The 19,730-nt window shown below is 61.7% G+C and carries 16 protein-coding genes; 13 read left to right on the top strand and 3 right to left on the bottom strand.

Features of this window, described 5'->3' with window-relative positions; all coding sequences use genetic code 11:
- Positions 1-46 precede the first annotated feature (46 nt).
- From JNB91_RS25090 to JNB91_RS25080, 3 genes are read left to right on the top strand one after another with little or no spacing between them, the layout of a single operon-like run.
- Positions 47-2,107, top strand: coding sequence for a pseudouridine synthase (locus JNB91_RS25090; protein ID WP_220328202.1), 2,061 nt, complete (start codon positions 47-49; stop codon positions 2,105-2,107).
- 3 nt (positions 2,108-2,110) lie between these two features.
- Positions 2,111-2,671 (top strand): 16S rRNA (guanine(966)-N(2))-methyltransferase RsmD, encoded by a 561-nt coding sequence (gene rsmD, locus JNB91_RS25085; protein ID WP_220328201.1) that lies wholly within the window; start codon positions 2,111-2,113, stop codon positions 2,669-2,671.
- Between the two features lie 8 nt (positions 2,672-2,679).
- Positions 2,680-3,561 carry a patatin-like phospholipase family protein gene (locus JNB91_RS25080; protein WP_220328200.1) on the top strand — a complete coding sequence of 294 codons (882 nt, stop codon included), beginning with the start codon at positions 2,680-2,682 and terminating at the stop codon, positions 3,559-3,561.
- Between the two features lie 12 nt (positions 3,562-3,573).
- Here the strand turns inward: JNB91_RS25080 and JNB91_RS25075 are convergent, their stop codons facing one another.
- Entirely contained in the window at positions 3,574-5,391 is a 1,818-nt protein-coding gene (locus JNB91_RS25075; RefSeq protein ID WP_220328199.1) for a monovalent cation:proton antiporter-2 (CPA2) family protein, read from the bottom strand.
- A gap of 135 nt (positions 5,392-5,526) precedes the next feature.
- Between JNB91_RS25075 and JNB91_RS25070 the strand changes: the two genes are divergently transcribed.
- The 6 genes from JNB91_RS25070 (at position 5,527) to lpxK (ending at position 11,253) form a co-directional block, all read left to right on the top strand.
- Positions 5,527-6,873, top strand: a complete 1,347-nt coding sequence (locus JNB91_RS25070) for a TldD/PmbA family protein (protein ID WP_220328198.1) — start codon at positions 5,527-5,529, stop codon at positions 6,871-6,873.
- A gap of 4 nt (positions 6,874-6,877) precedes the next feature.
- Positions 6,878-7,678, top strand: coding sequence for a 3'(2'),5'-bisphosphate nucleotidase CysQ (locus tag JNB91_RS25065; protein ID WP_220328197.1), 801 nt, complete (start codon positions 6,878-6,880; stop codon positions 7,676-7,678).
- A 60-nt stretch (positions 7,679-7,738) separates the two neighbouring features.
- Positions 7,739-7,975 (top strand): DUF4170 domain-containing protein, encoded by a 237-nt coding sequence (locus tag JNB91_RS25060; RefSeq protein ID WP_220328196.1) that lies wholly within the window; start codon positions 7,739-7,741, stop codon positions 7,973-7,975.
- A 160-nt stretch (positions 7,976-8,135) separates the two neighbouring features.
- Positions 8,136-9,464, top strand: coding sequence for a lipid IV(A) 3-deoxy-D-manno-octulosonic acid transferase (gene waaA, locus JNB91_RS25055; protein WP_220328195.1), 1,329 nt, complete (start codon positions 8,136-8,138; stop codon positions 9,462-9,464).
- The gene (locus tag JNB91_RS25050; RefSeq protein ID WP_220328194.1) at positions 9,461-10,204 is read left to right on the top strand and encodes an HAD family hydrolase; all 744 of its coding nucleotides are present in this window, start codon (positions 9,461-9,463) and stop codon (positions 10,202-10,204) included. Before waaA ends, JNB91_RS25050 begins: the two co-directional genes overlap by 4 nt.
- Positions 10,205-10,209: 5 nt before the next feature.
- On the top strand, positions 10,210-11,253 hold the full coding sequence (gene lpxK, locus JNB91_RS25045) for a tetraacyldisaccharide 4'-kinase (RefSeq protein ID WP_220328193.1): 1,044 nt from the start codon (positions 10,210-10,212) through the stop codon (positions 11,251-11,253).
- A gap of 3 nt (positions 11,254-11,256) precedes the next feature.
- Here lpxK and JNB91_RS25040 read toward each other — a convergent pair whose 3' ends face one another.
- Both JNB91_RS25040 and mutL read right to left on the bottom strand, forming a co-directional pair.
- Positions 11,257-11,490, bottom strand: coding sequence for a DUF2093 domain-containing protein (locus JNB91_RS25040; protein WP_220328192.1), 234 nt, complete (start codon positions 11,488-11,490; stop codon positions 11,257-11,259).
- Between the two features lie 68 nt (positions 11,491-11,558).
- The gene (gene mutL / locus JNB91_RS25035) at positions 11,559-13,436 is read right to left on the bottom strand and encodes a DNA mismatch repair endonuclease MutL (RefSeq protein WP_220328191.1); all 1,878 of its coding nucleotides are present in this window, start codon (positions 13,434-13,436) and stop codon (positions 11,559-11,561) included.
- A 338-nt stretch (positions 13,437-13,774) separates the two neighbouring features.
- Here mutL and JNB91_RS25030 point away from each other — a divergent pair, with 338 nt between their 5' ends.
- The 4 genes from JNB91_RS25030 to JNB91_RS25015 all read left to right on the top strand — a co-directional run bounded on the left by JNB91_RS25030 (position 13,775) and on the right by JNB91_RS25015 (position 19,647).
- Complete coding sequence (locus JNB91_RS25030) at positions 13,775-15,442, top strand: response regulator (protein WP_220328190.1); 1,668 nt, start codon at positions 13,775-13,777, stop codon at positions 15,440-15,442.
- A gap of 98 nt (positions 15,443-15,540) precedes the next feature.
- Positions 15,541-16,896 (top strand): putative bifunctional diguanylate cyclase/phosphodiesterase, encoded by a 1,356-nt coding sequence (locus JNB91_RS25025; RefSeq protein WP_220328189.1) that lies wholly within the window; start codon positions 15,541-15,543, stop codon positions 16,894-16,896.
- 181 nt (positions 16,897-17,077) lie between these two features.
- Positions 17,078-17,305, top strand: coding sequence for a hypothetical protein (locus tag JNB91_RS25020; protein ID WP_220328225.1), 228 nt, complete (start codon positions 17,078-17,080; stop codon positions 17,303-17,305).
- A 284-nt stretch (positions 17,306-17,589) separates the two neighbouring features.
- The gene (locus tag JNB91_RS25015) at positions 17,590-19,647 is read left to right on the top strand and encodes an NADH:flavin oxidoreductase (RefSeq protein ID WP_222857626.1); all 2,058 of its coding nucleotides are present in this window, start codon (positions 17,590-17,592) and stop codon (positions 19,645-19,647) included.
- Positions 19,648-19,730 lie beyond the last annotated feature (83 nt).

The following is a 19,730-nucleotide window of genomic DNA, read 5'->3' as shown; positions in this document are numbered from 1 at the left end:
TATGTCCGGGATACTCCGTCGACATCCTGCTTCAGGCAAACAACATATGAATTCAAAAGACAAGCCGAAGCGCGGCGAAGCGAAAACCTTCGTTCGCGAGATCAAGCCGAAAGCGGAAGGCGCTGCTGCTTCCAAGTCGGGTGGCAAGCCGGGTTTCAAGTCCGGTGCTAAGCCGGGTGCCAAATTCGGCGACAAGCCGGCCGGCGCTGGAAAGCCGCGCGCCAAGGCGGAAGGTGCCGTCAGAAAGCCGGTCCGTTCGGCCAAGCGCGAGGAATTTGTCGATGAAGGTGCATCCGCACCGACCGACGGCAAGCCCGAGCGTATTTCGAAAATTCTCGCCCGCGTCGGTGTTGCGTCGCGCCGCGATATCGAGCGCATGATCCTTGACGGCCGCGTCAAGCTGAACGGCAAGCTGCTCGACACGCCGGTCGTCAACGTGACGTTGGACGACAAGATCGAAGTGGACGGCGTGCCGATCCGCGGTATCGAGCGCACAAGGCTGTGGCTCTACCACAAGCCCGGTGGCCTGGTGACGACCAATTCCGATCCAGAAGGTCGCCCGACCGTGTTCGACAACCTGCCGGAAGGCCTGCCGCGGGTTCTCTCCATCGGCCGCCTCGATATCAACACCGAAGGCCTGCTGCTGCTGACCAATGACGGTGGCCTGTCGCGCACGCTCGAACTGCCGACCACCGGCTGGCTGCGCCGCTACCGTGTCCGCGCCCATGGCGAGGTCGATCAGGAAGCGCTCGACAAGCTGAAGGACGGCATTGCCGTCGACGGCGTGCTCTACGGTTCGATCGAAGCGACGCTCGACCGCGCCCAAGGCCACAATGTCTGGATCACCATGGGTCTTCGCGAAGGCAAGAACCGCGAAATCAAGAACGTGCTCGGCGCGCTCGGTCTCGAGGTCAACCGCCTGATCCGCATTTCCTACGGCCCGTTCCAGCTCGGCGACCTGCCGGAAGGCGAAGTGCTGGAAGTGCGCGGCCGCACCCTGCGCGACCAGCTCGGCCCGCGCCTGATCAATGAATCGAAGGCCAATTTCGAAGCCCCGGTCTATAACGAGCGCGGTTCGGAAGATGAGCAGCCGCAGCGTGCCGAAAAGGCGGAGCGCCCTGCCAAGTCCGAACGCGGCTGGGCGAATGATCGCTCGGACGATCGTGGTGGTGACCGTGGCGACCGTCGCGAGCGCGCCCTTGGCCGCCTCGACACCAAGCGTCCCGACAGCCGTCGCGACGATCGCAAGTTCTCCGACAGGCCTTCCGGGAAGTTCGGGTCAAAACCTTCGGATCGCGATTTTGGCGACGAGAAGCCGAAGAAGCGTCCGCCGATGGGCACCAGCCGCACGGCCAATGTCTGGATGGCGCCCGGAGCCCGCCCGACGACCGATGAGGGTGGCCGCAAGGTCTCGGCCCGCGCCCAGGCCGAGCAGCTGTTCAAGAAGCCCGCACCGGAAAACGATCTGCGTGTGAAGATCAACCGCGTCAAGGATGACAGCGACTGGATCCGCGGCGAGGACCAGCCGGAACGCGGCGGGTTCGGCGGCAAGCGTGGTGACCGCGAAGATCGCGGCGACCGTGGTTTCGGCGATCGCCCGCGCGGTGAACGTTCGTTCGGCGACAAGCCGAGAGGCGAGCGCTCCTTTGGTGACCGCCCCTCCGGTGATCGTCCCCGCGGCGACAGGCCTTATGGCGACCGCAAGCCGCGTGAGGATGGTGACCGTCCGGCACGCGCAAAATCCTTCGGCGGCGAGGGCCGTTCCGAGCGTCCGCGTGGGGAACGCAGCTTTGGTGACAAGCCCCGTGGCGAGCGTTCATTCGGCGACAAGCCGAGGGGAGAACGTTCCTTCTCGGATCGCCCGCCCCGTGGTGACCGCCCGGCCCGTGAAGACAGGGGCGAGCGCTCCTTCGGTGATCGCCCTTCAAGGGGTGACAAGCCCTTTGGTGGCAAACCTTCCGGCTTTGGCGGCAAGCCGGGTGGCGGAAAGTCCTTCGGCGGTAAGCCTTCCGGCGGCAGGCCCAATAGCGGCAAGCCCGGTGGTGGTTCGCGTGGTGGCCCAGGTGGTGGACGTCCGGGCGGCAAGCCGCGGAATTCCAGGGGCTGACGCATGCGGATCGTAGGGGGTGAGTTCCGTGGCCGTGCTCTGGCCACGCCGAAATCGAATGATATCCGGCCGACCATCGACAGGACCCGCGAAAGCCTGTTCAATATCCTCGGGCATGTCTATTCGGACGCGCTCGATGGAACGCGGGTGATCGACCTTTTTGCCGGCACCGGCGCGGTGGGGCTGGAAGCTCTGTCGCGGGGCTGCAAGCAGGCGCTGTTCGTCGAAAACAGCGTCGAGGGCAGGGGCCTGCTCTGGGAGAATATCGACAATTTCGGCCTGCATGGCCGGGCTCGGATCCTGCGCCGGGATGCGACCAGCCTCGGTTCGATCGGCAATATCGAGCCGTTCAACCTGCTGTTTGCCGATCCGCCCTATGGCAAGGGACTGGGAGAAAAGGCATTGGCCGCGGCCCACACCGGCGGCTGGCTGGCTCCGGAAGCACTTGTGCTGCTTGAAGAGCGAGCGGATGCCGAGATCGTTGTCGATCCGGCCTTCAAGCCGTTGGAAAGCCGGATGTTCGGCGACAGCCGGATCGAATTCTATCGATATCAGCCGGGCTGAACCTCACGATGAATACGCGCCTCTCCCTGCCGGATACGGATACTGAGACAAGCGGGGAGGGCCTGCGTTATGCGGTCGCTTTCGGCGGCGGCGGTGCGCGTGGGGTTTCCCATATCTGCGTCATCGAGGCACTGGACGAGCTCGGCATCAAGCCGGTGGCGATTTCCGGTTCTTCGATCGGCGCAATCATGGGCGCCGGCATGGCGTCCGGCATGCGCGGTGCGGATATCCGTGATTATACGCTGCGCACGATGGGCAACCGCAATTCGCTCTTCAACCGCCTCTGGACGCTGGGTCCCGCCTCGATGCGCGACAAGCTGGGCGGTTTTCGCTTTGGTCACTTCAATCTCGATCCCATCCTCGACGCCTTCCTTCCCCCCGACATCCCGGAGGATTTCGCTGATCTGTCGATCCCACTGAAGATCTCCGTCACCGATTATTATGGCCAGTCCGAAGTGGTGCTGGAAGAAGGCGACCTGCGGACCGCGATTGCCGCTTCGGCCGCCATTCCCGGCCTGTTCATGCCGGTCTGGGTCAACGGCCGGGTGATGATCGATGGCGGCGTCTTCAATCCGGTTCCCTATGAGCAACTGCTCGATTTGGCCGATGTTGTCATCGGCGTCGATGTCGTCGGTGCGCCGGAAGGCGACGGCACCCATCCGCCCAGCCGCATCGATAGTCTTTTCGGCGCCAGCCAATTGACCATGCAGGCCAGTATCGCGCTGAAACTGAAGCTCAACCCGCCACACATTTTTCTGCGCCCGCTGGTTAACCGTTTCCGCGTTCTCGATTTCCTCAAAGCCCAGGAAATCCTGGACGAGGCCAGCCACGTGAAGGACGAGTTGAAGCGGGCCGTCGATGCGCTGGAGGCATCCGTCGCCAAGGGCTGAGACCGTCCGGCGTCACCATTTCCCCAGCGACAGACCCGCATTCACGTCATCGACCGTGTCTTCCTGCAGATTGACGCGTTTCGGCTTGATCAGCGGTTCCGGTTTAACCGGGCTGTTGAACAGCTTGTCGCGGCCGGCAGAAATGCCCTCGACGGCCTGGATCTGCAGGCGTTCCTCGTCGCGGCGGCGGATGTCCTGAAGGATCTCTTCGGCGCGCGCCTCGGACATGCCGAGTGCTTCCAGCGTCTTTGCGCCGAACAGCAGGCCCGATTCCAGCGTTTCACGGAGTTCGTATTCGACGCCCTTTTCCCGCAGCCACAGGGAATGGATACGGTCATAGGAGCGGGCGAAAAGGCGGACATTGGGGAATTCGGACTGGATGAGTTCGACGATCCTGTTGGTCGTTTCCTTCTTCTGCGTCGCAACGACGACGATCTTGGCCTTTTCGATGCCTGATGACACGAGCACGTCGCGGCGGGTGCCATCGCCGAAATAGATGCGGAAGCCGAAATTCGCCGCCTGGCGGATACGATCGGCGGAATCGTCGATCACGGTGACCGCGCTGCCTCCGGCAAGCAGGATCTGTGCGGCGATCTGGCCGAAGCGCGAAAAGCCGATCATCAGCACGTCGGCACCTGCCCCGGCGAAATCCTCGGCCAGTTCTTCGCGTGCTTCGCCATGCATCAGGCGTTTGGCAAGCGCTGAACCGAGAGGGGTGAGCGCCATCGAAAGGGTGACGATGGCGATCAACAGCGAGGCGGTCGAGGACGACAGAAGCCCGGCGGCGGTTGCGGTGGTGAACAGAACGAAGGCGAATTCGCCACCCTGCGGCAGTAGGAAGGCGATCTGGATCGCGTCGTTATGGGATGAGCCCCAGAGCCGGCAAAGCCCGTAGACCAGAAACGCCTTCACCGCCATGAACACGATGACGGCCGGGATGATGAACAGGATATGGTCGACGATCACTTCGAGTTCGAGCGATAGACCGACCGCAACGAAGAACAGCGCCAGAAGCAGGCCGCGGAACGGCTCGATATCCGCTTCCAGCTCATGTCGATAGGAGGATTCCGCCAGCATCACACCGGCCAGAAACGCCCCCATCGCCATCGACAGGCCGACCATCTGCATTGCCGCTGCCGATCCGAGCACGACGAGCAGGGCAGCTGCAATCATCACCTCGCGCGCGCCGGTGCGGGCGATCACCTGGAACATCGGATTGAGCAGATATTTCCCGGCGATGATCATAGCTCCGATGGCGGCGATCGCGGTGGCGAAATCAACGAGCGGCGTGGCGGCCTGTTCTTCCGTTCCCGGTGCAAGCACGGTGATCAAAGCCAGAAGCGGCACGATCGCCAGATCCTGAAACAGAAGAACCGAGAATGACCGCTGTCCATATCGGCTGTTGATGTCACCGGCATCGTTGAGCAATTGTAATGCAAAGGCGGTGGAGGAAAGCGCAAGGCCGAAGCCGACGATCAGGCTGCCCTGCCACGTCGCCATGCCGGTCTCGAATGCAAGGGCTGCAAGCGCCAGTCCGGTGAGAAGCACCTGAACCGGGCCGAGACCGAACACGTCGCCGCGCATCTGCCACAGGCGCGACGGTTTCAGCTCCAGCCCGATGACGAAGAGCAGGAAGACGACGCCGTATTCCGCCACATGCAGAACCTCTTCCGTATCGGTGATACGCTGGAACACCGGGCCGATGATGACGCCGACGGCCAGATAGCCGAGAACCGTTCCGAGCCCCAGTCGCTTGAAGAGAGGCGCGGCGATGACCGCTCCGGCCAGAAGAAGCAGCATTTCGGTAAACAGCGAGCCGGGTGCGGTCATGCAGAAACTTTCGATTGGAAAGCGATGTGATCAGGAATTTTGATAGACGAGGCGACACAGTCAAGAAAAGCTGTGATGCCCTTGATGCGTCGTGACGCTCACAATAAATGGGACGGCAACGAAAGGCTTGCAAATATGAGCTCTGAAATTGATTCCGCCCAGCTTCTCTCCCGTGCTTCCGAACTGATCGATCTGGCCAAGGCCGCAGGCGCCGATGCGGCCGATGCGGTCGTGGTGCGCTCGCGCTCGCGCTCCGTCTCGGTGCGCCTCGGCAAGGTCGAAGGGACCGAGTCCTCCGAAAGCGACGATTTCGCGCTGCGCGTCTTTGTCGGAAAGAGGGTGGCGAGCGTCTCTGCCAATCCGGGCTTCGACATGAAGACGCTTGCCGAGCGCGCCGTCGCCATGGCGAAAGTCTCTCCCGAAGACCCGTTCGTCTGCATGGCGGATGCGGACCGGCTGGCGAAATCCTATCCGGATCTCGACCTTTTCGACCCGACCGAAGTGCCGACCGACGCCCTGCGGGAGGCAGCGCTCGCCGCCGAAGCCGCCGCGTTGGAAGTGAACGGCGTTACCAATTCCTCCGGCGCCGGTGCTTCCGCCGGCATGGGTGGCATGGTGCTTGTCACCTCGCACGGTTTTTCCGGCAGCTACATGGCCACCCGCTTCGGCCGTTCGGTCAGCGCCATTGCCGGCGAAGGCACGAAGATGGAGCGCGACTATGATTACGACAGCCGCCTTTATGACGCCGATCTCGATGCCCCGGACCTGATCGGCCGGCGCGCCGGTGAGCGTGCGGTTGCCCGCGTCAATCCGCGGCAGGTGCCGACGGCAAGCAATGTCACCGTGGTCTTCGATCCCCGCATGGCGCGCGGTTTCGTCGGCACGATCGCCGGTGCCATCAATGGTGCATCGGTCGCGCGCAAGACGAGTTTTCTGCGCGACAAGATGGGCCAGCAGGTGCTGAAATCCGGCCTCAACATTACCGATGACCCGCTGATCGTGCGCGGTTCCTCCTCGCGTCCCTTCGATGGCGAAGGTGTTTCCGGCGAGCGTATGACGATGATCGAGGACGGCGTGCTGAAGCACTGGTTCCTCTCGACCTCGACCGGCCGCGAACTCGGCCTGCCAACCAATGGCCGCGGCGTGCGCGGTGGAAACTCGGTGACCCCTGCCTCGACCAACCTGGCGCTTGAGCCCGGCGATATCTCGCCGGAAGAGTTGATCGCCTCGGTCGGCACCGGGCTTTACGTGACGGAGCTGATCGGCCAGGGCGTCAACATGCTGACCGGCGAATATTCGCGCGGCGCTAGCGGTTTCTGGATCGAAAACGGCAAGCTTGCGTTTCCGGTATCCGAGGTGACGATTGCGTCGAACCTCAAGGACATGTTCATGCGTCTCACGCTGGCAAACGATATCGACCGCAAATACGGCGTCGCTTCGCCGACCATCGCGATCGAGGGCATGACGCTGGCGGGAAGCTGACACCATGGCTTCCTTTGACAAAAACTGGAGCGCCGATCTCGATCTCATCCTCGATGCCGCGCGGCAGGCAGGCGAAATCGCCAACAGCTACTTCCGGCAATCGCCGGAAGTCTGGTGGAAGAACGAGGGCCGCTCGCCGGTCAGCGCCGCCGATTTTGCTGCCAATGATCGTCTCCAGTCGCTTCTTTTGAAGGCACGGCCGAATTACGGCTGGCTTTCGGAAGAGACCGACGATGATAGCGCCCGACTGGCCTGCGAGACGCTGTTCGTGGTCGATCCGATCGACGGCACCCGCGCTTTCATTGCCGGAGAGCCGATCTGGTGTGTGTCGGTTGCGGTCGTCCACAAGGGCCGGCCGGTGGCAGGCGTTCTCGTAGCACCCGCGCTGCAGCAGGAATATCAGGCCGTGGCCGACGGACCGGCTTTGAGAAACGGTGTGCCGATCGCAGTTCGATCAGAGGCAGAGGCTGGAGAATTGGTGCTGGCAGCGGACGAGAAGATCGTCAAAAGGCTGCAGCCCGAGCTTGAGATCCATCGTGTCAGTCACGTCCCGTCGCTCGCCTACCGGCTGGCCATGGCGGCAGACGGGCGTATCGACGGCACGATCGTCAAGAAGGACAGCCATGACTGGGATCTGGCCGCGGCCGACCTGATCCTGGATCGCGCCGGCGGGGCACTGACCGGCCTTGATGACCAGCCTCTGATCTATAATCGCACAACCGTCAGTCATGGTGTTCTGGTGGCGGGCACGCGCCATGCGCGCCAAGTGCTTCTGCCGCATCTTGTGACCGGCGCAGCGGGTTGACCTTTGTGGCGGAATGCCGCAGAGGAAGGGCTTCTATTCAAGAGATGGACGGATTTTGAAATGACGCAATCGAGCGAAAAGAAGCAGCTCTTGCACCTGGTATTCGGCGGCGAGCTTTCGAGCCTGGACGGTGTCCAGTTCAAGGATTTGTCTGCCCTCGACATCGTCGGTATCTATCCCGACTACGCCACGGCGCTGACCGCTTGGCGCGCGAAGGCGCAGTCGACTGTGGATAACGCTGAAATGCGCTACTTCATCGTCCATATGCACCGCCTTCTGGACCCTGAAAACAAATAGGCCTGACACAAGGCGCCGAAAATATGATAGGGCTTCAGGTTATGGCGAGCTTCACCTGAAGCCCGCTTTTTTGACGCATTTATGAAGCAGTTAAGTCGGGCTAAACTGTGCTCCGGGGTGAGGTATTGATGGCGCTAGGCATGGATATGGAGCGGGAGCGATGAGCGGTGCTGCGGCGCGCATGGCTCTTGCCGGCTATCGCCTTGCAGGCGTGGCGCTCTATCCTTTAGCCGGCCCTTATCTGGCCTTCCGGGCGATGAAGGGCAAGGAAGACCGTTCGAGACGGCTTGAAAGGCTGGGTTATGCCAGCCATCCGCGCCCTCACGGCCCCCTGGTCTGGGTCCATTCGGCCAGTGTCGGCGAAACGCTTTCCATCCTGCCGCTGATCCGCGAGCTGCGACGCCGCGAAATCCATGTCGTGCTGACGACCGGTACGGTCACCTCTGCGGCTCTTGTCGAAGCGCGACTTGGTGGCGAGGTCATTCATCAATACGTGCCGGTCGACGTGAAATTCCCGATCAAGCGTTTCATCGCCTATTGGAAGCCGGATGCCTGCATCACGGCGGAATCCGAAATCTGGCCGACAACCGTTGCAGAACTCGCGCGCCGCCGTATTCCGCAGATCCGCGTCAATGCCCGCATTTCGGACCGTTCCTTCAGCCGTTGGAGCAATCACGCCAAGATGGCTGAGGCGCTGTTTGAAAAGATGGCGCTTGTCGTTGCCCAGTCCGATCTCGATGCCGAACGCTTCCGTGATCTCGGTGCTTGGCCTGTCATCGTCTCCGGCAACCTGAAAAGCGATACCGATCCGCCGCCCTGCGATGAACTGCTTCTGGCGAAATACAAGGCCGAGATCGGCGATCGCAAGACCTGGGCTGCGATCTCTACTTTCGACGGTGAGGAAAAGGCCGCCGCGACCGTTCACCGGGCGCTGAAGCCGAAAAACGGTCAGTTGACCATCATCGTGCCGCGCCATCCCGATCGGGCAGATGCGATCGAAGCCATGCTCAAGGAAGAGGGCCTCGTGGTCGCCCGTCGTTCGCGCAATGACGAGCTGACGCCGGAAACCGATATCTTCCTCGGCGATTCCATCGGCGAGATGGGACTTTACCTGCGCCTGACGCAGATCGCCTTCGTCGGCCGCTCATTGACCAATGAAGGCGGCCAGAACCCGCTGGAACCGGCCATGATCGGCTGTGCTGTCCTCACCGGACCGAATATCCAGAATTTCCGCGACGCCTATCAGCATCTCGTCCGCAAGGGCGGGGCAAGGGTGGTCAAGGATGTCGAGATGCTGGCCAAGGCTGTCCATTACCTGCTGATCACCGATGCCGCCCGTGCCAAGATGGTGGATGCGGGGATCGATGCGATGGAAGACATGCGTGGCGCGCTTGCCAAAACCATCAAGGCGCTCGAACCCTATATCAATCCGCTGACTGTCACGGCGCGCCTGCAGCCGAAGGCCGCCGCAATCGGGAACGGCCGGTGACCGCTCCTCCCGCGATTGCGGGCATTCTCTTCGACAAGGACGGCACGCTCATCCGTTACGACGAAAGTTGGGGACCGGTGAACCGCGAGGCTGCCCGCATCGCCGCAGCCGGCAATGCGGCGCTCGAACCTGTTCTCCTTCTCGCAGGCGGCATGGATCCGGACACGGGCAAGACCATGGCCGACAGCCTGCTTGCCGCAGGCAATTCCGCCGAGATCGCCGAAGGTTTCGTCGCTGCCGGATCGCCGCTCGATGTGGCTGATCTGACCAGCGAACTCGACGCCCTGTTCTTGCGCGCCGCGGAATTCTCCGTGCCGGTCGCCGATCTTCCTTCTGTGTTTTCGGATCTGAAGGCACGCGGCCTGAAACTCGGCATCGCCTCGAGCGACAACGAAAAGGCGATCCGCCGCATGGCCGAGAGCTTCGGCATCGCCGGACATGTCGATTTCATCGCTGGTTACGATAGCGGTTTCGGCACCAAGCCGCAGCCGGGCATGATGCTCGCCTTCTGCAAGGCCGTCGGTCTTCAGCCGGCGGAAGTCGCGATGGTGGGTGACAACAATCACGACATGCATATGGGCCGCGCCGCAGGCGCTGGGCTCAACCTCGCCGTCCTGACCGGCACCGGAACGCGCCAGACGCTTTCCGCCCTTGCCGACCATTGCCTCGCCGATATTACCGCGGTTTCTGACATCATCTTCGCTCCGGCTTCGTCCAGCGCCGTTTCCGCGGGAGATTAGCCACGATGGTTTCTGAAGCGCCGCCTTTCTGGTGGGAAAAGGCTGACTGGCGCGCATTCGCGCTGATGCCGTTTTCGGCAATCTACGGCGCCATTGCGGGGCGCACGATGCGCAGGGCCAAACGCGCTTCCGCGCCGATCCCCGTCATCTGCGTCGGCAATTTCACCGTCGGCGGCGCCGGAAAGACCCCGACCTCGATTGCGCTCGCAAGGGCTGCCAAGGCGATGGGCCATAGGCCGGGTTTCCTGACCCGCGGTTATGGCGGCTCGCTGGATGTGACGACGCTGGTCGACCCTGATCGCCATCGGGCCGATGCCGTGGGTGACGAGGCGCTGCTTCTGGCAGCCGAGGCGATAACGGTGATCTCGCGCAAGCGTGTCGACGGTGCGCGTAAACTGGCGGCCGAAGGCGCTGACCTCATCATCATGGATGACGGGTTCCAGAGCGCACGCCTGCATCTGGATTTCGCTCTGGTCGTGATCGACAGCGTAAGAGGCATCGGCAACGGCCACCTCGTGCCGGGCGGCCCGGTCCGCGCCCCGATCGCCGAGCAGATGCACCAGCTCTCCGCCATCCTCAAGGTCGGCAATGGAGACGCGGCCGATACGCTTGTCCGAAAGGCGGCCCGCGCCGGCAAGGCAATCCATGTGGCGACCCTGCAGCCCCGTCCGCACGAAGCTCTGGCGGGCAAGAACGTGCTGGCCTATGCCGGCATCGCCGATCCGGAAAAATTCTATCGCACCGTCCGCTCCATCGGCGGGATGATCTCGACCAGCCGCTCGTTCCCCGACCACCACTATTTCACCGGGGACGAGATCCAGTCGCTGCTCGATGACGCCGAGCGCGAAGGCTTGATCCTTGCCACCACGGCCAAGGACGCCGCCCGTCTCGCCGGCCATTCCGGCCCGGCCCAAACATTGCTGGAGAGATCGAAGATCGTCGAGGTCGACATGGTTTTCGACGATCCGAACGGCCCCGCGGCCATGATCGAGACGGCATTCAACAATTTTCGCGAAAGACGGCTGCGCGAAGGCGCGGCCAAGGGCTGAGAGTTAGCCCACCTTTTGGTTCGGCAGCGTGCCGGCGCGCTTTTCGGCTTCGAGCGAGGTTGCGCAATCGACATAGGCTTCCTGGCGCGCAACGCTCCAGTAACGCAGTTCGTCGACCGGAATATGCACGCCAGTTGCGGCGCAGGTCACGTATGAGCCGGCACTCAGGATCTGGTAGTCACCGTCGAGATAGCGGATCTTGGCCTCGCGAAAGCCGCTTCCCTCAAACCGGTTCATTACTCTTCTCCTGCGAAAAAACATCGGTCCCCTCTACCCCGAACCAATTGCGATTACCAGAGCGCTTATCAACTGCGCCCGAACAGCCGCTCTATATCAGAAAGCTTGAGTTCGATATAGGTCGGCCGCCCGTGGTTGCAGGTGCCCGATCCGGGTGTCGCTTCCATCTGGCGCAGAAGAGCGTTCATCTCGTCGGGCTTCAGCCGCCGCCCGGAGCGGACCGATCCATGGCAGGCCATGGTCGCAGCGATATATTCGAGCTTGTTTCTAAGCCCGCTTGCCGTGTTCCATTCGGCAATCTCGTCGGCCAGATCGCGGACAAGCGCACTTGCATCCACTTCACCCAGCATCGCCGGCGTTTCGCGCACGGCGACCGCGCCCGGACCGAAACGCTCGATCGCAAGGCCGAGACGGTCGAGTTCTTCTCCATGCACCATCAGCCGGTCGCAATCCTCTTCCGGCAGATCGATGATTTCGGGGATCAGCAGAACCTGGGAGGCGAGCCGGTCGTTTTCCAGCGCCTTGCGCAGGCTTTCATAGACCAGCCGTTCATGCGCCGCATGCTGATCGACGATCACCAGCCCCTTTTCGGTCTGTGCGACGATATAGTTCTCGTGCACCTGAGCGCGGGCAGCGCCAAGACGATAACCAGCAGCGGTGGTCTCCGGAACATAGGCACTCTCTTCGATGACATCGGCCCGTGCTGTCGGAGCGGAAAACGCATCGAAACCGGCCTGTGTCGGACGTGACTGATAAGCTTGTACCGCCGCCAGATCGAGCGGCCGGGAAGGGGAAGACGATGCGGTCCAGTTCTGTTGCGGAGGGGGGGGAAGCGGATAGGAGCGCTGCGGAAACCCTGATCCGGCAGTCTCGGAGAAACCCTGTTGCGCAGGAGCTTCTTGAAACGAACCAGACTGGAACGCGCGCAGCATGGCGGCCGCCCCGGTCGTCGAGGCGCGGTCGCCTTCGCGGTGCAGCGCCTGACGGATCGCCCCGACGATCAGCCCGCGCACCAGCTGCGGGTCGCGGAAGCGCACGTCGGCCTTAGCCGGATGCACGTTGACGTCGACAAAGGCGGGATCGAGATCGATTGAAAGCACCGCGACCGGATAACGCCCCGCCGGCATCTGTTCGGCATAGGCGCCGCGGATCGCTGACAGGATTAGCTTGTCCTGCACCGGGCGGCCGTTGACGAAGGCGAACTGATGCGCCGAGTTGCCGCGGTGAAAGGTTGGCACGCCGACGAAGCCCGACAGCGACACATCCTCGCGCCCGGCATCGATCTCGATCGCATTCTCCTTGAATTCGGGCCCGAGGATCTGCGCCATGCGGGCAAGATGGTCTTCGCCGGTTGACGGAATTTCCAGCGTCGAGCGGTCTGAACCGGACAGCACGAAACGGATATGCGGGAAGGCGATCGCCATGCGCTTGACGACTTCGGTGATCGCCGCCGCTTCCGCTCGCTCGGTTTTCATGAATTTCAGCCGGGCAGGGGTGGCAAAGAACAGGTCGCGCACTTCGACCACCGTGCCCTGATTGGCCGGTGCCGGCTTGGCCGGAGAGGCCTTGCCGCCATCGACGGAAACCTGAAAACCGGACGGATCACCATGACGGCGGCTGGTGATCGTCAGCCGTGCGACCGAGCCGATCGATGGCAGCGCTTCACCGCGGAAGCCAAGCGTGTGGATGTCGTCCAGTGTCGTGGAGATTTTCGACGTGCAATGGCGGCGCACTGCCAGTTCCAGATCCGCGGCATCCATGCCCGATCCATTGTCGGTGACGCGAATGAGGCTCTTTCCCCCGCCGGCCGTGGCGATTTCGATGCGTGTTGCACCGGCATCGATCGCGTTTTCGATCAATTCCTTGGTCGCGCTCGCGGGCCGTTCGATGACTTCACCGGCGGCGATCTGGTTGATCAGTGTTTCAGGCAGGAGTTTTACGGACATGATCTCATTTTCGGGGATTCTGCTGTCGGAGAAAAGGCCTGCGACACAATTATCCTCGCCAATCGTCTCAACAGGAAACGCCATTAATCCGGCCTTAAGGTAAACGAGCTAGGTTCCTCTATAGAAATTGGATGAATCCGGGAGAGTATCTCTGCTCTTCGCGAATGACCAAAGTGGCGGCCAGCTGGGCACCGCCACAACAAGCTGGTCCTTCGTTGATGACTTGCAGCCAGCATGTTCCCTACTGACGAGCGTGAAGGAAGTTTTGCCGATCGAATGTTGAATCGGCTGACCGGGATTGGCCAAAAGCCGTCCTGAAAGCATACGGAGTTTCATCCATGAATGATTTGGACACGGCGGATCCGAACATTCAGACTGCCATTCTGGAAGCACTGGCCGAAGGCCTGTCTGCGGCCGTGTTGCTCTATGACCGGAACGATCTTGTCGTATTTGCCAGCCAGCAGATCGCGAGCATTACACGCGTGCAGCCTCGTCTTCTCGTGCCGGGAACCCGTATCCGCGACCTTCTGTCCGCCATGTATGACGCCGGCATTCGTCTCGTCGCCGACACCCACAATTATCGCCGCGCGCTCAGCCGCGAGGATTGGGTGGCCGAACAGATCGCCGGCCTCTGGAAGGAACGCTCCGAAAGCCTCGAGCGCCCCGGCCCCGACCGTTGGCTGAATATCGCCAAGCGGCGTCTCCCGTCCGGTTACGGAATCTGCGTCATCAAGGATGTTTCCGAGCAGAAGAAGCGTGAGGAACAGTGGCGGCTCGACACGGAACGTGTCCAGGTGACGGAAGAAGTCCTCGACAACCTGCCCTTTCCGATCAGCGTCAAGGACCGCAATTCCACCTTCGTCGCGGTCAACAAGGCCAATTGCGACTTTCTCGATCTGCCAGCCGATGCGATCCTTGGTCACAAGGGATCTGACATCAACAACAAGGCCTTCGAGGATCGCCTCGTCCCGATCAACCAGCATGTCTATGAGACCGGCGAGCCCATCCAGCTTCCCGAGCGCATTACCCGTCCGGACGGATCGACGGTTCTGACGATCGTCCATAAATACCGTATCGGCAAGCCGGGCCGCTATTATCTCGTGACGGTCAAGCAGGATGTGTCTTCGATTGCCGCCGGCGCCAATGCCGACCACGCGCTGCAATCGAGCGAATGGGCCGCAGGCTTCGTCCCGATCGACATGACGCGCGAGCCCGCTCCCGCTTCGCCGCTCGCCCCCGTTTCCGCCGTTGCCGGCGCAAAGATCCTTATTGTCAGCCGTTTCGCCGATACGGTGGCCGAGGCAATCGATGTTCTGGCCCGGGAAGCCGCTGACGTCTCCGCCGCCGCGGATGCTGATGAGTTCACCCTGTTTCTGCAGCTTGCTGCCGAAGCCGATGTCCGCATCGATCTTGTCGTCATCGATGCCCGCATGCCGGCGGAGTTGACGCAAATTGCCGAAGCCTATGGCGTAACAGCACTGCGCGTCTCCGACACCTCTCTCGGGCTCGATCTGCCGGTTCTGGTCGGCAATGAGCTTGGCAAGCCGGTGGAAGAAGTGGATTTGCCATCGATCGAAGAGCCGCATCTTCAATCGGGGCCCAGGGACGGGAGCGTCGACGTTCTGGTTGCCGAGGACAACGAGGTCAACCAGATCGTCTTTTCCCAGATCATCGAGGGGCTTGGCTATCGTTATGTGCTTGCCGTCGATGGTGAAGAGGCGGTCCGCCTGTGGCGCGAACATTCGCCTCGGCTCGTCCTGATGGATGTCACCCTGCCCAAGCTGACGGGTTTCGAGGCCTCCGCCGCGATCCGCGCTTTGGAGGATGGGGCCGAGGCGGTGCCGATCATCGGCGTCCTGCCGCAGGCTTTCGACCGCGACCGCGAAGCCTGTATCGATGCCGGCATGAATGATGTGATCCTGAAGCCGATCAGCCCCGAAGCGCTCGATATGGTCTTCCAGCGCTATCTGGCCTCTGTCGAGGACGAGATCGAGGCCGAAGCCTGATCTCTTTTATTAGTAGTTGTGCCATAAGCTGATACACCGGCAGAGTTTCTTAATCTTTCTCCCGCATCCTGCGCTCGTTTCGACAAGCAGGATTTTTTATGAAGCCAGCGGGCAACCCATTGCCGCACGTCAGCCAGAACGAGCTGCAGGCCATGGCCTACAGCGATCCGTTGACGGGCCTGGGCAACCGCTACCGGTTGCGCGACAAGGTGCGCGCACTTGCGGCGGAGCGCGCCGACGATCCTGCCCCTTTTGCCATCTGCATCGCCAATCTCGATGGCTTCAAGCCGATCAACGATCTCTTCGGTTCGGAAGCCGGCGACGAGATCCTCTGCCAGGTCGCCCATCGCCTGAAGGCCTGCATGCCCGACGGCGCGACCGTGACGCGCCATGATGGCGACGAATTCGCTTTTGTCCTACCTCTCGTCTTCGAGCGGCTAGGGGCGGAGCGCATCGGTCAGATGATGAAGGATGTGCTATCCGCTCCCTATGATCTGGGCGACCGCAATGTTCGCCTCTCGGCATCCTTCGGTTTTGCCATCTATCCTTTCGCAGGTGAGGAATTCGAAAACCTGCTGAAGAGCGCCGAAACGGCCCTCTATCGATCCAAGCGCCGCGGCCGCGCCCAGATCACCGTCTATTCCACCGAAATCGCCCAGGAAATGAAGCGCGCCACGCAGATCGAGCAGGCGCTGCGCAATGCGATCATCACCGACGCGGTCGATGTCCATTTCCAGCCTATCGTGCGCATCCGCGACGGCATGGTGGCAGGGTTCGAGGCATTGGCGCGCTGGCGTGATGCCGATCTCGGTTTCGTCTCGCCCGCCGTTTTCGTGCCGCTGGCCGAGGAGCGCGGCTTTATCGATGCGCTGTCGGACACGCTGCTGCGCAAGGCGGCAGAGGCGGCGCTCTCATGGCCGCGCGAGCTTTTCCTGTCGTTCAATCTCTCTTCCGCCCAGCTGATGGATCCGGGCACATCGAGCAACATCTTGTCGACCCTTTCGCGTGTCGGTCTCGATCCGCGACGTGTCGAACTGGAAATCACCGAAACCGCGGTGATGACCTCGGCCGATACCGCTCAGCGCATCATCTCGGAATTGCGCGCAACCGGCGTCCGCATCTCGCTCGATGATTTCGGCACCGGCCAGTCCAGCCTTGGCCGGCTGCGTGACTTCACCTTCGACAAGGTCAAGATCGACCGCGCCTTCATCTCGCGCATCACCTCCGACCGGGCGTCGGAACATATCGTGCGTGCCATCATCGCCATGTGCCAGGGTCTTGATCTCTCCGTCGTCGCCGAAGGCATCGAGGAACAAGCCGATGTCGACATGCTGCGCGCGCTCGGCTGCGGCATGGGGCAGGGCTATCACTACGGCCGCCCGGTCGATGGCGCCGCCACGCTGCGCTATCTGCAGGACCACTATCACGACTTCTTGGCGCTTGAGCGGATCTGAGCGGTGCGGTCGGCAGCGGCGATCCCGCGGGGCTGCCCATTGCCATCAATCGCAGAACCCAGCGATACAATTCTACAAGCCTCCATCTGCGATTACATGTCAGCATTGCATAATAAGAGCTATGCGTTTGCCTAGGATGAGATCATAAGGCGCTGAGCTGATGCTCACGAGAGTCTTCGATATGGATTGGGTTCCTATAGTCTTCGTTATCTTTAAGGCTCTTGCGTTAGGCTTGGCCATGTTCTTCGCCATCAAGTGGCATTACGATCAGGGAAAAAAGGGCGAGAGGCGAACGCTGCTGCGCACGGGTGGCACGATGGCTGCAGTTTTCGTGCTGGCGCTGCTGGCCGTAGGGCTTTTCGCCTTCGTCCTGAGCTCGATGCTCGGTTTGGACCTGAACCTCTCGTGACGGCGTCATCAATTTAGCCTGGAAACGTTCCGGCCGGTCTCTAGAGATGGATACCGGCTCCTCGCGTCCGCAATATTCTCCTGTGTCTGGCAGGGGCAGACGGCGAAGTTTCACTTCCGGCAACGACAGAATTTCGGCCGAACAGGAGGCAAAGGAGGCTGCGCGAGCGATCTGAAGCCAGCGTCTCCGAATGCCGCTTTGCAGACACCCTGCGCCGCTTCTGATTGTCGCGCAATGACGGCTCCTCGGCGATGATCCGCTCTCGACTGAACGAGAGCGCCCCCATGTCGATATCCGAAAAACAGATATCCAACGATCCGCTTCTGCAGCCGTATCAGCTCAGGCATCTGACGCTGAAAAACCGCATCATGTCGACGGCGCATGAACCGGCCTATTCGGAAGACGGCATGCCGAAGGATCGCTATCGGCTTTATCATCTGGAAAAGGCCAAAGGCGGCATCGCCATGACGATGACTGCGGGCTCCGCCAGCGTTTCTGTCGACAGTCCGCCCGCCTTCGGAAATCTGCTCGCCTACAAGGACGAGATCGTTCCGTGGCTGAAGCGGTTGACCGACGACTGTCATGAGCTTGGCACGGCGGTGATGATCCAGCTCACCCATCTCGGCCGGCGCACCAACTGGAACAAGGGTAACTGGCTTCCGGTCCTTGCCCCTTCGCCGATACGGGAGCCCGCCCACCGCGCCTTTCCGAAGGAGATGGAAGACTGGGATATCGAGCGGATCGTGGCCGATTATGCCGATGCCGCAGCCCGCATGCAGGCAGGTGGTCTCGATGGGATAGAGATCGAGGCCTATGGTCATCTGATCGACCAGTTCTGGTCGCCGGCCACCAACAGGCGCGACGATGAGTTCGGTGGTTCGCTGGAAAACCGCATGCGCTTTTCCGACATGGTGCTAAAGGCGGTCCGAAAATCGGTGGGGCCGGATTTCATCGTCGGCATTCGCCTCGTGGCCGATGAAGATTGGGAAAAGGGCCTGTCACGTGAGGAAGGGATCGAAATCGCAAAGCGGCTGGTCGCGTCCGGCAATGTCGATTTCCTCAATGTCATAAGAGGCCATATCGATCACGACGCCGATCTCAACAATGTCATCCCGATCCAGGGCATGCGCGCCTCTCCGCATCTGGATTTCGCCGGCGAGGTGAGGGCGGCGACGAAATTTCCGGTTTTCCATGCGGCCCGCATCGCCGATGTCGCGACCGCCCGCCACGCGATCGCCGAAGGAAAGCTCGATATGGTCGGCATGACCCGCGCCCATATCGCCGATCCGCATATCGTCAGGAAGATCATGCGCGGCGAAGAGGCGCGCATCCGCCCCTGCGTCGGCGCGACTTACTGTCTGGACCGAATCTATGAAGGCGGCGAAGCGCTCTGTATCCACAATGCGGCGACCGGCCGCGAGGCGCTGATTTCCCATGATATCGCTCCTGCGAAAGAAGCCCGACGCGCGGTGGTCGTCGGGGCGGGACCGGCGGGGCTGGAGGCGGCGCGGGTTCTGGCGGAGCGCGGTCATTCGGTGACTGTGCTGGAGGCGACGGGAGAGGCCGGCGGCCAGATCAATCTTCTGATCAGAAATCCCCGCCGCCGCGAAATGATCGGCATCATCGACTGGCGCCTGTCGGAACTCGAACGCCTTGGTGTCGAGATCCGCTACGACATCTATGCCGAGGAGGATGATGTCCTGTCGCTCGATCCTGACCTCGTCGTAGTCGCGACCGGGGGCTTTGCGCAACTGCCTGAATTGGAGGAGGGCGATGATCTCGTCACCTCAAGTTGGGATATTCTCGCAGGAACAGTGAAGCCCCAGGCGCCGGTTCTCCTCTTCGACGACAATGGCGGCCATCCCGGCATGAGTGCGGCCGAACTCATCGCATCGAGCGGCACCGAACTGGAACTGGTCTCTCCCGAGCGTTTTTTCGCCCCCGAAATGGGCGGCATGAACCATGTGCCCTATGCGAAAATCTTTGCGGAAAGGAATGTGAAGGTCACCATCAACACCCGGCTGAAATCCGTGTGGCGCAATGGCAACGGGCTGACTGCCGTGCTCGGTTCGGATTATTCGCCCGTCACCGTCGAGCGTCAGGTCGGCCAGGTCGTGGTGGAACATGGCACAGCAGTCAATGCCGACCTGTTTCTGGCATTGAAGCCGCTGTCGAGAAATCTCGGAGCAGTGGATTACCGCGCCCTGATCGACCGCCGCGCGCCGTTGTCTGTGAAGAATGAAGGTGCCGCCTTCGATCTCGTCAGGATCGGTGATGCGGTATCGAGCCGCAACATCCATGCCGCCATTTACGACGCGCTGCGGCTCTGTTCGCTTTTGTAAAAAGACGAAAGGGCGGCGCCGCGGCACCGCCCTTCTTCCTCCTCATCGCATCACGCGTGGCGGATGGCTCGTTCCGGGCTTGA

Origin of the sequence: Aliirhizobium wenxiniae, assembly GCF_019511445.1 — a bacterium.
GTDB classification, from domain to species: domain Bacteria; phylum Pseudomonadota; class Alphaproteobacteria; order Rhizobiales; family Rhizobiaceae; genus Neorhizobium; species Neorhizobium wenxiniae_A.
The sequence above is the reverse complement of the archived record's forward strand: the minus strand, read 5'-3'. Positions and strand labels throughout refer to the sequence as shown.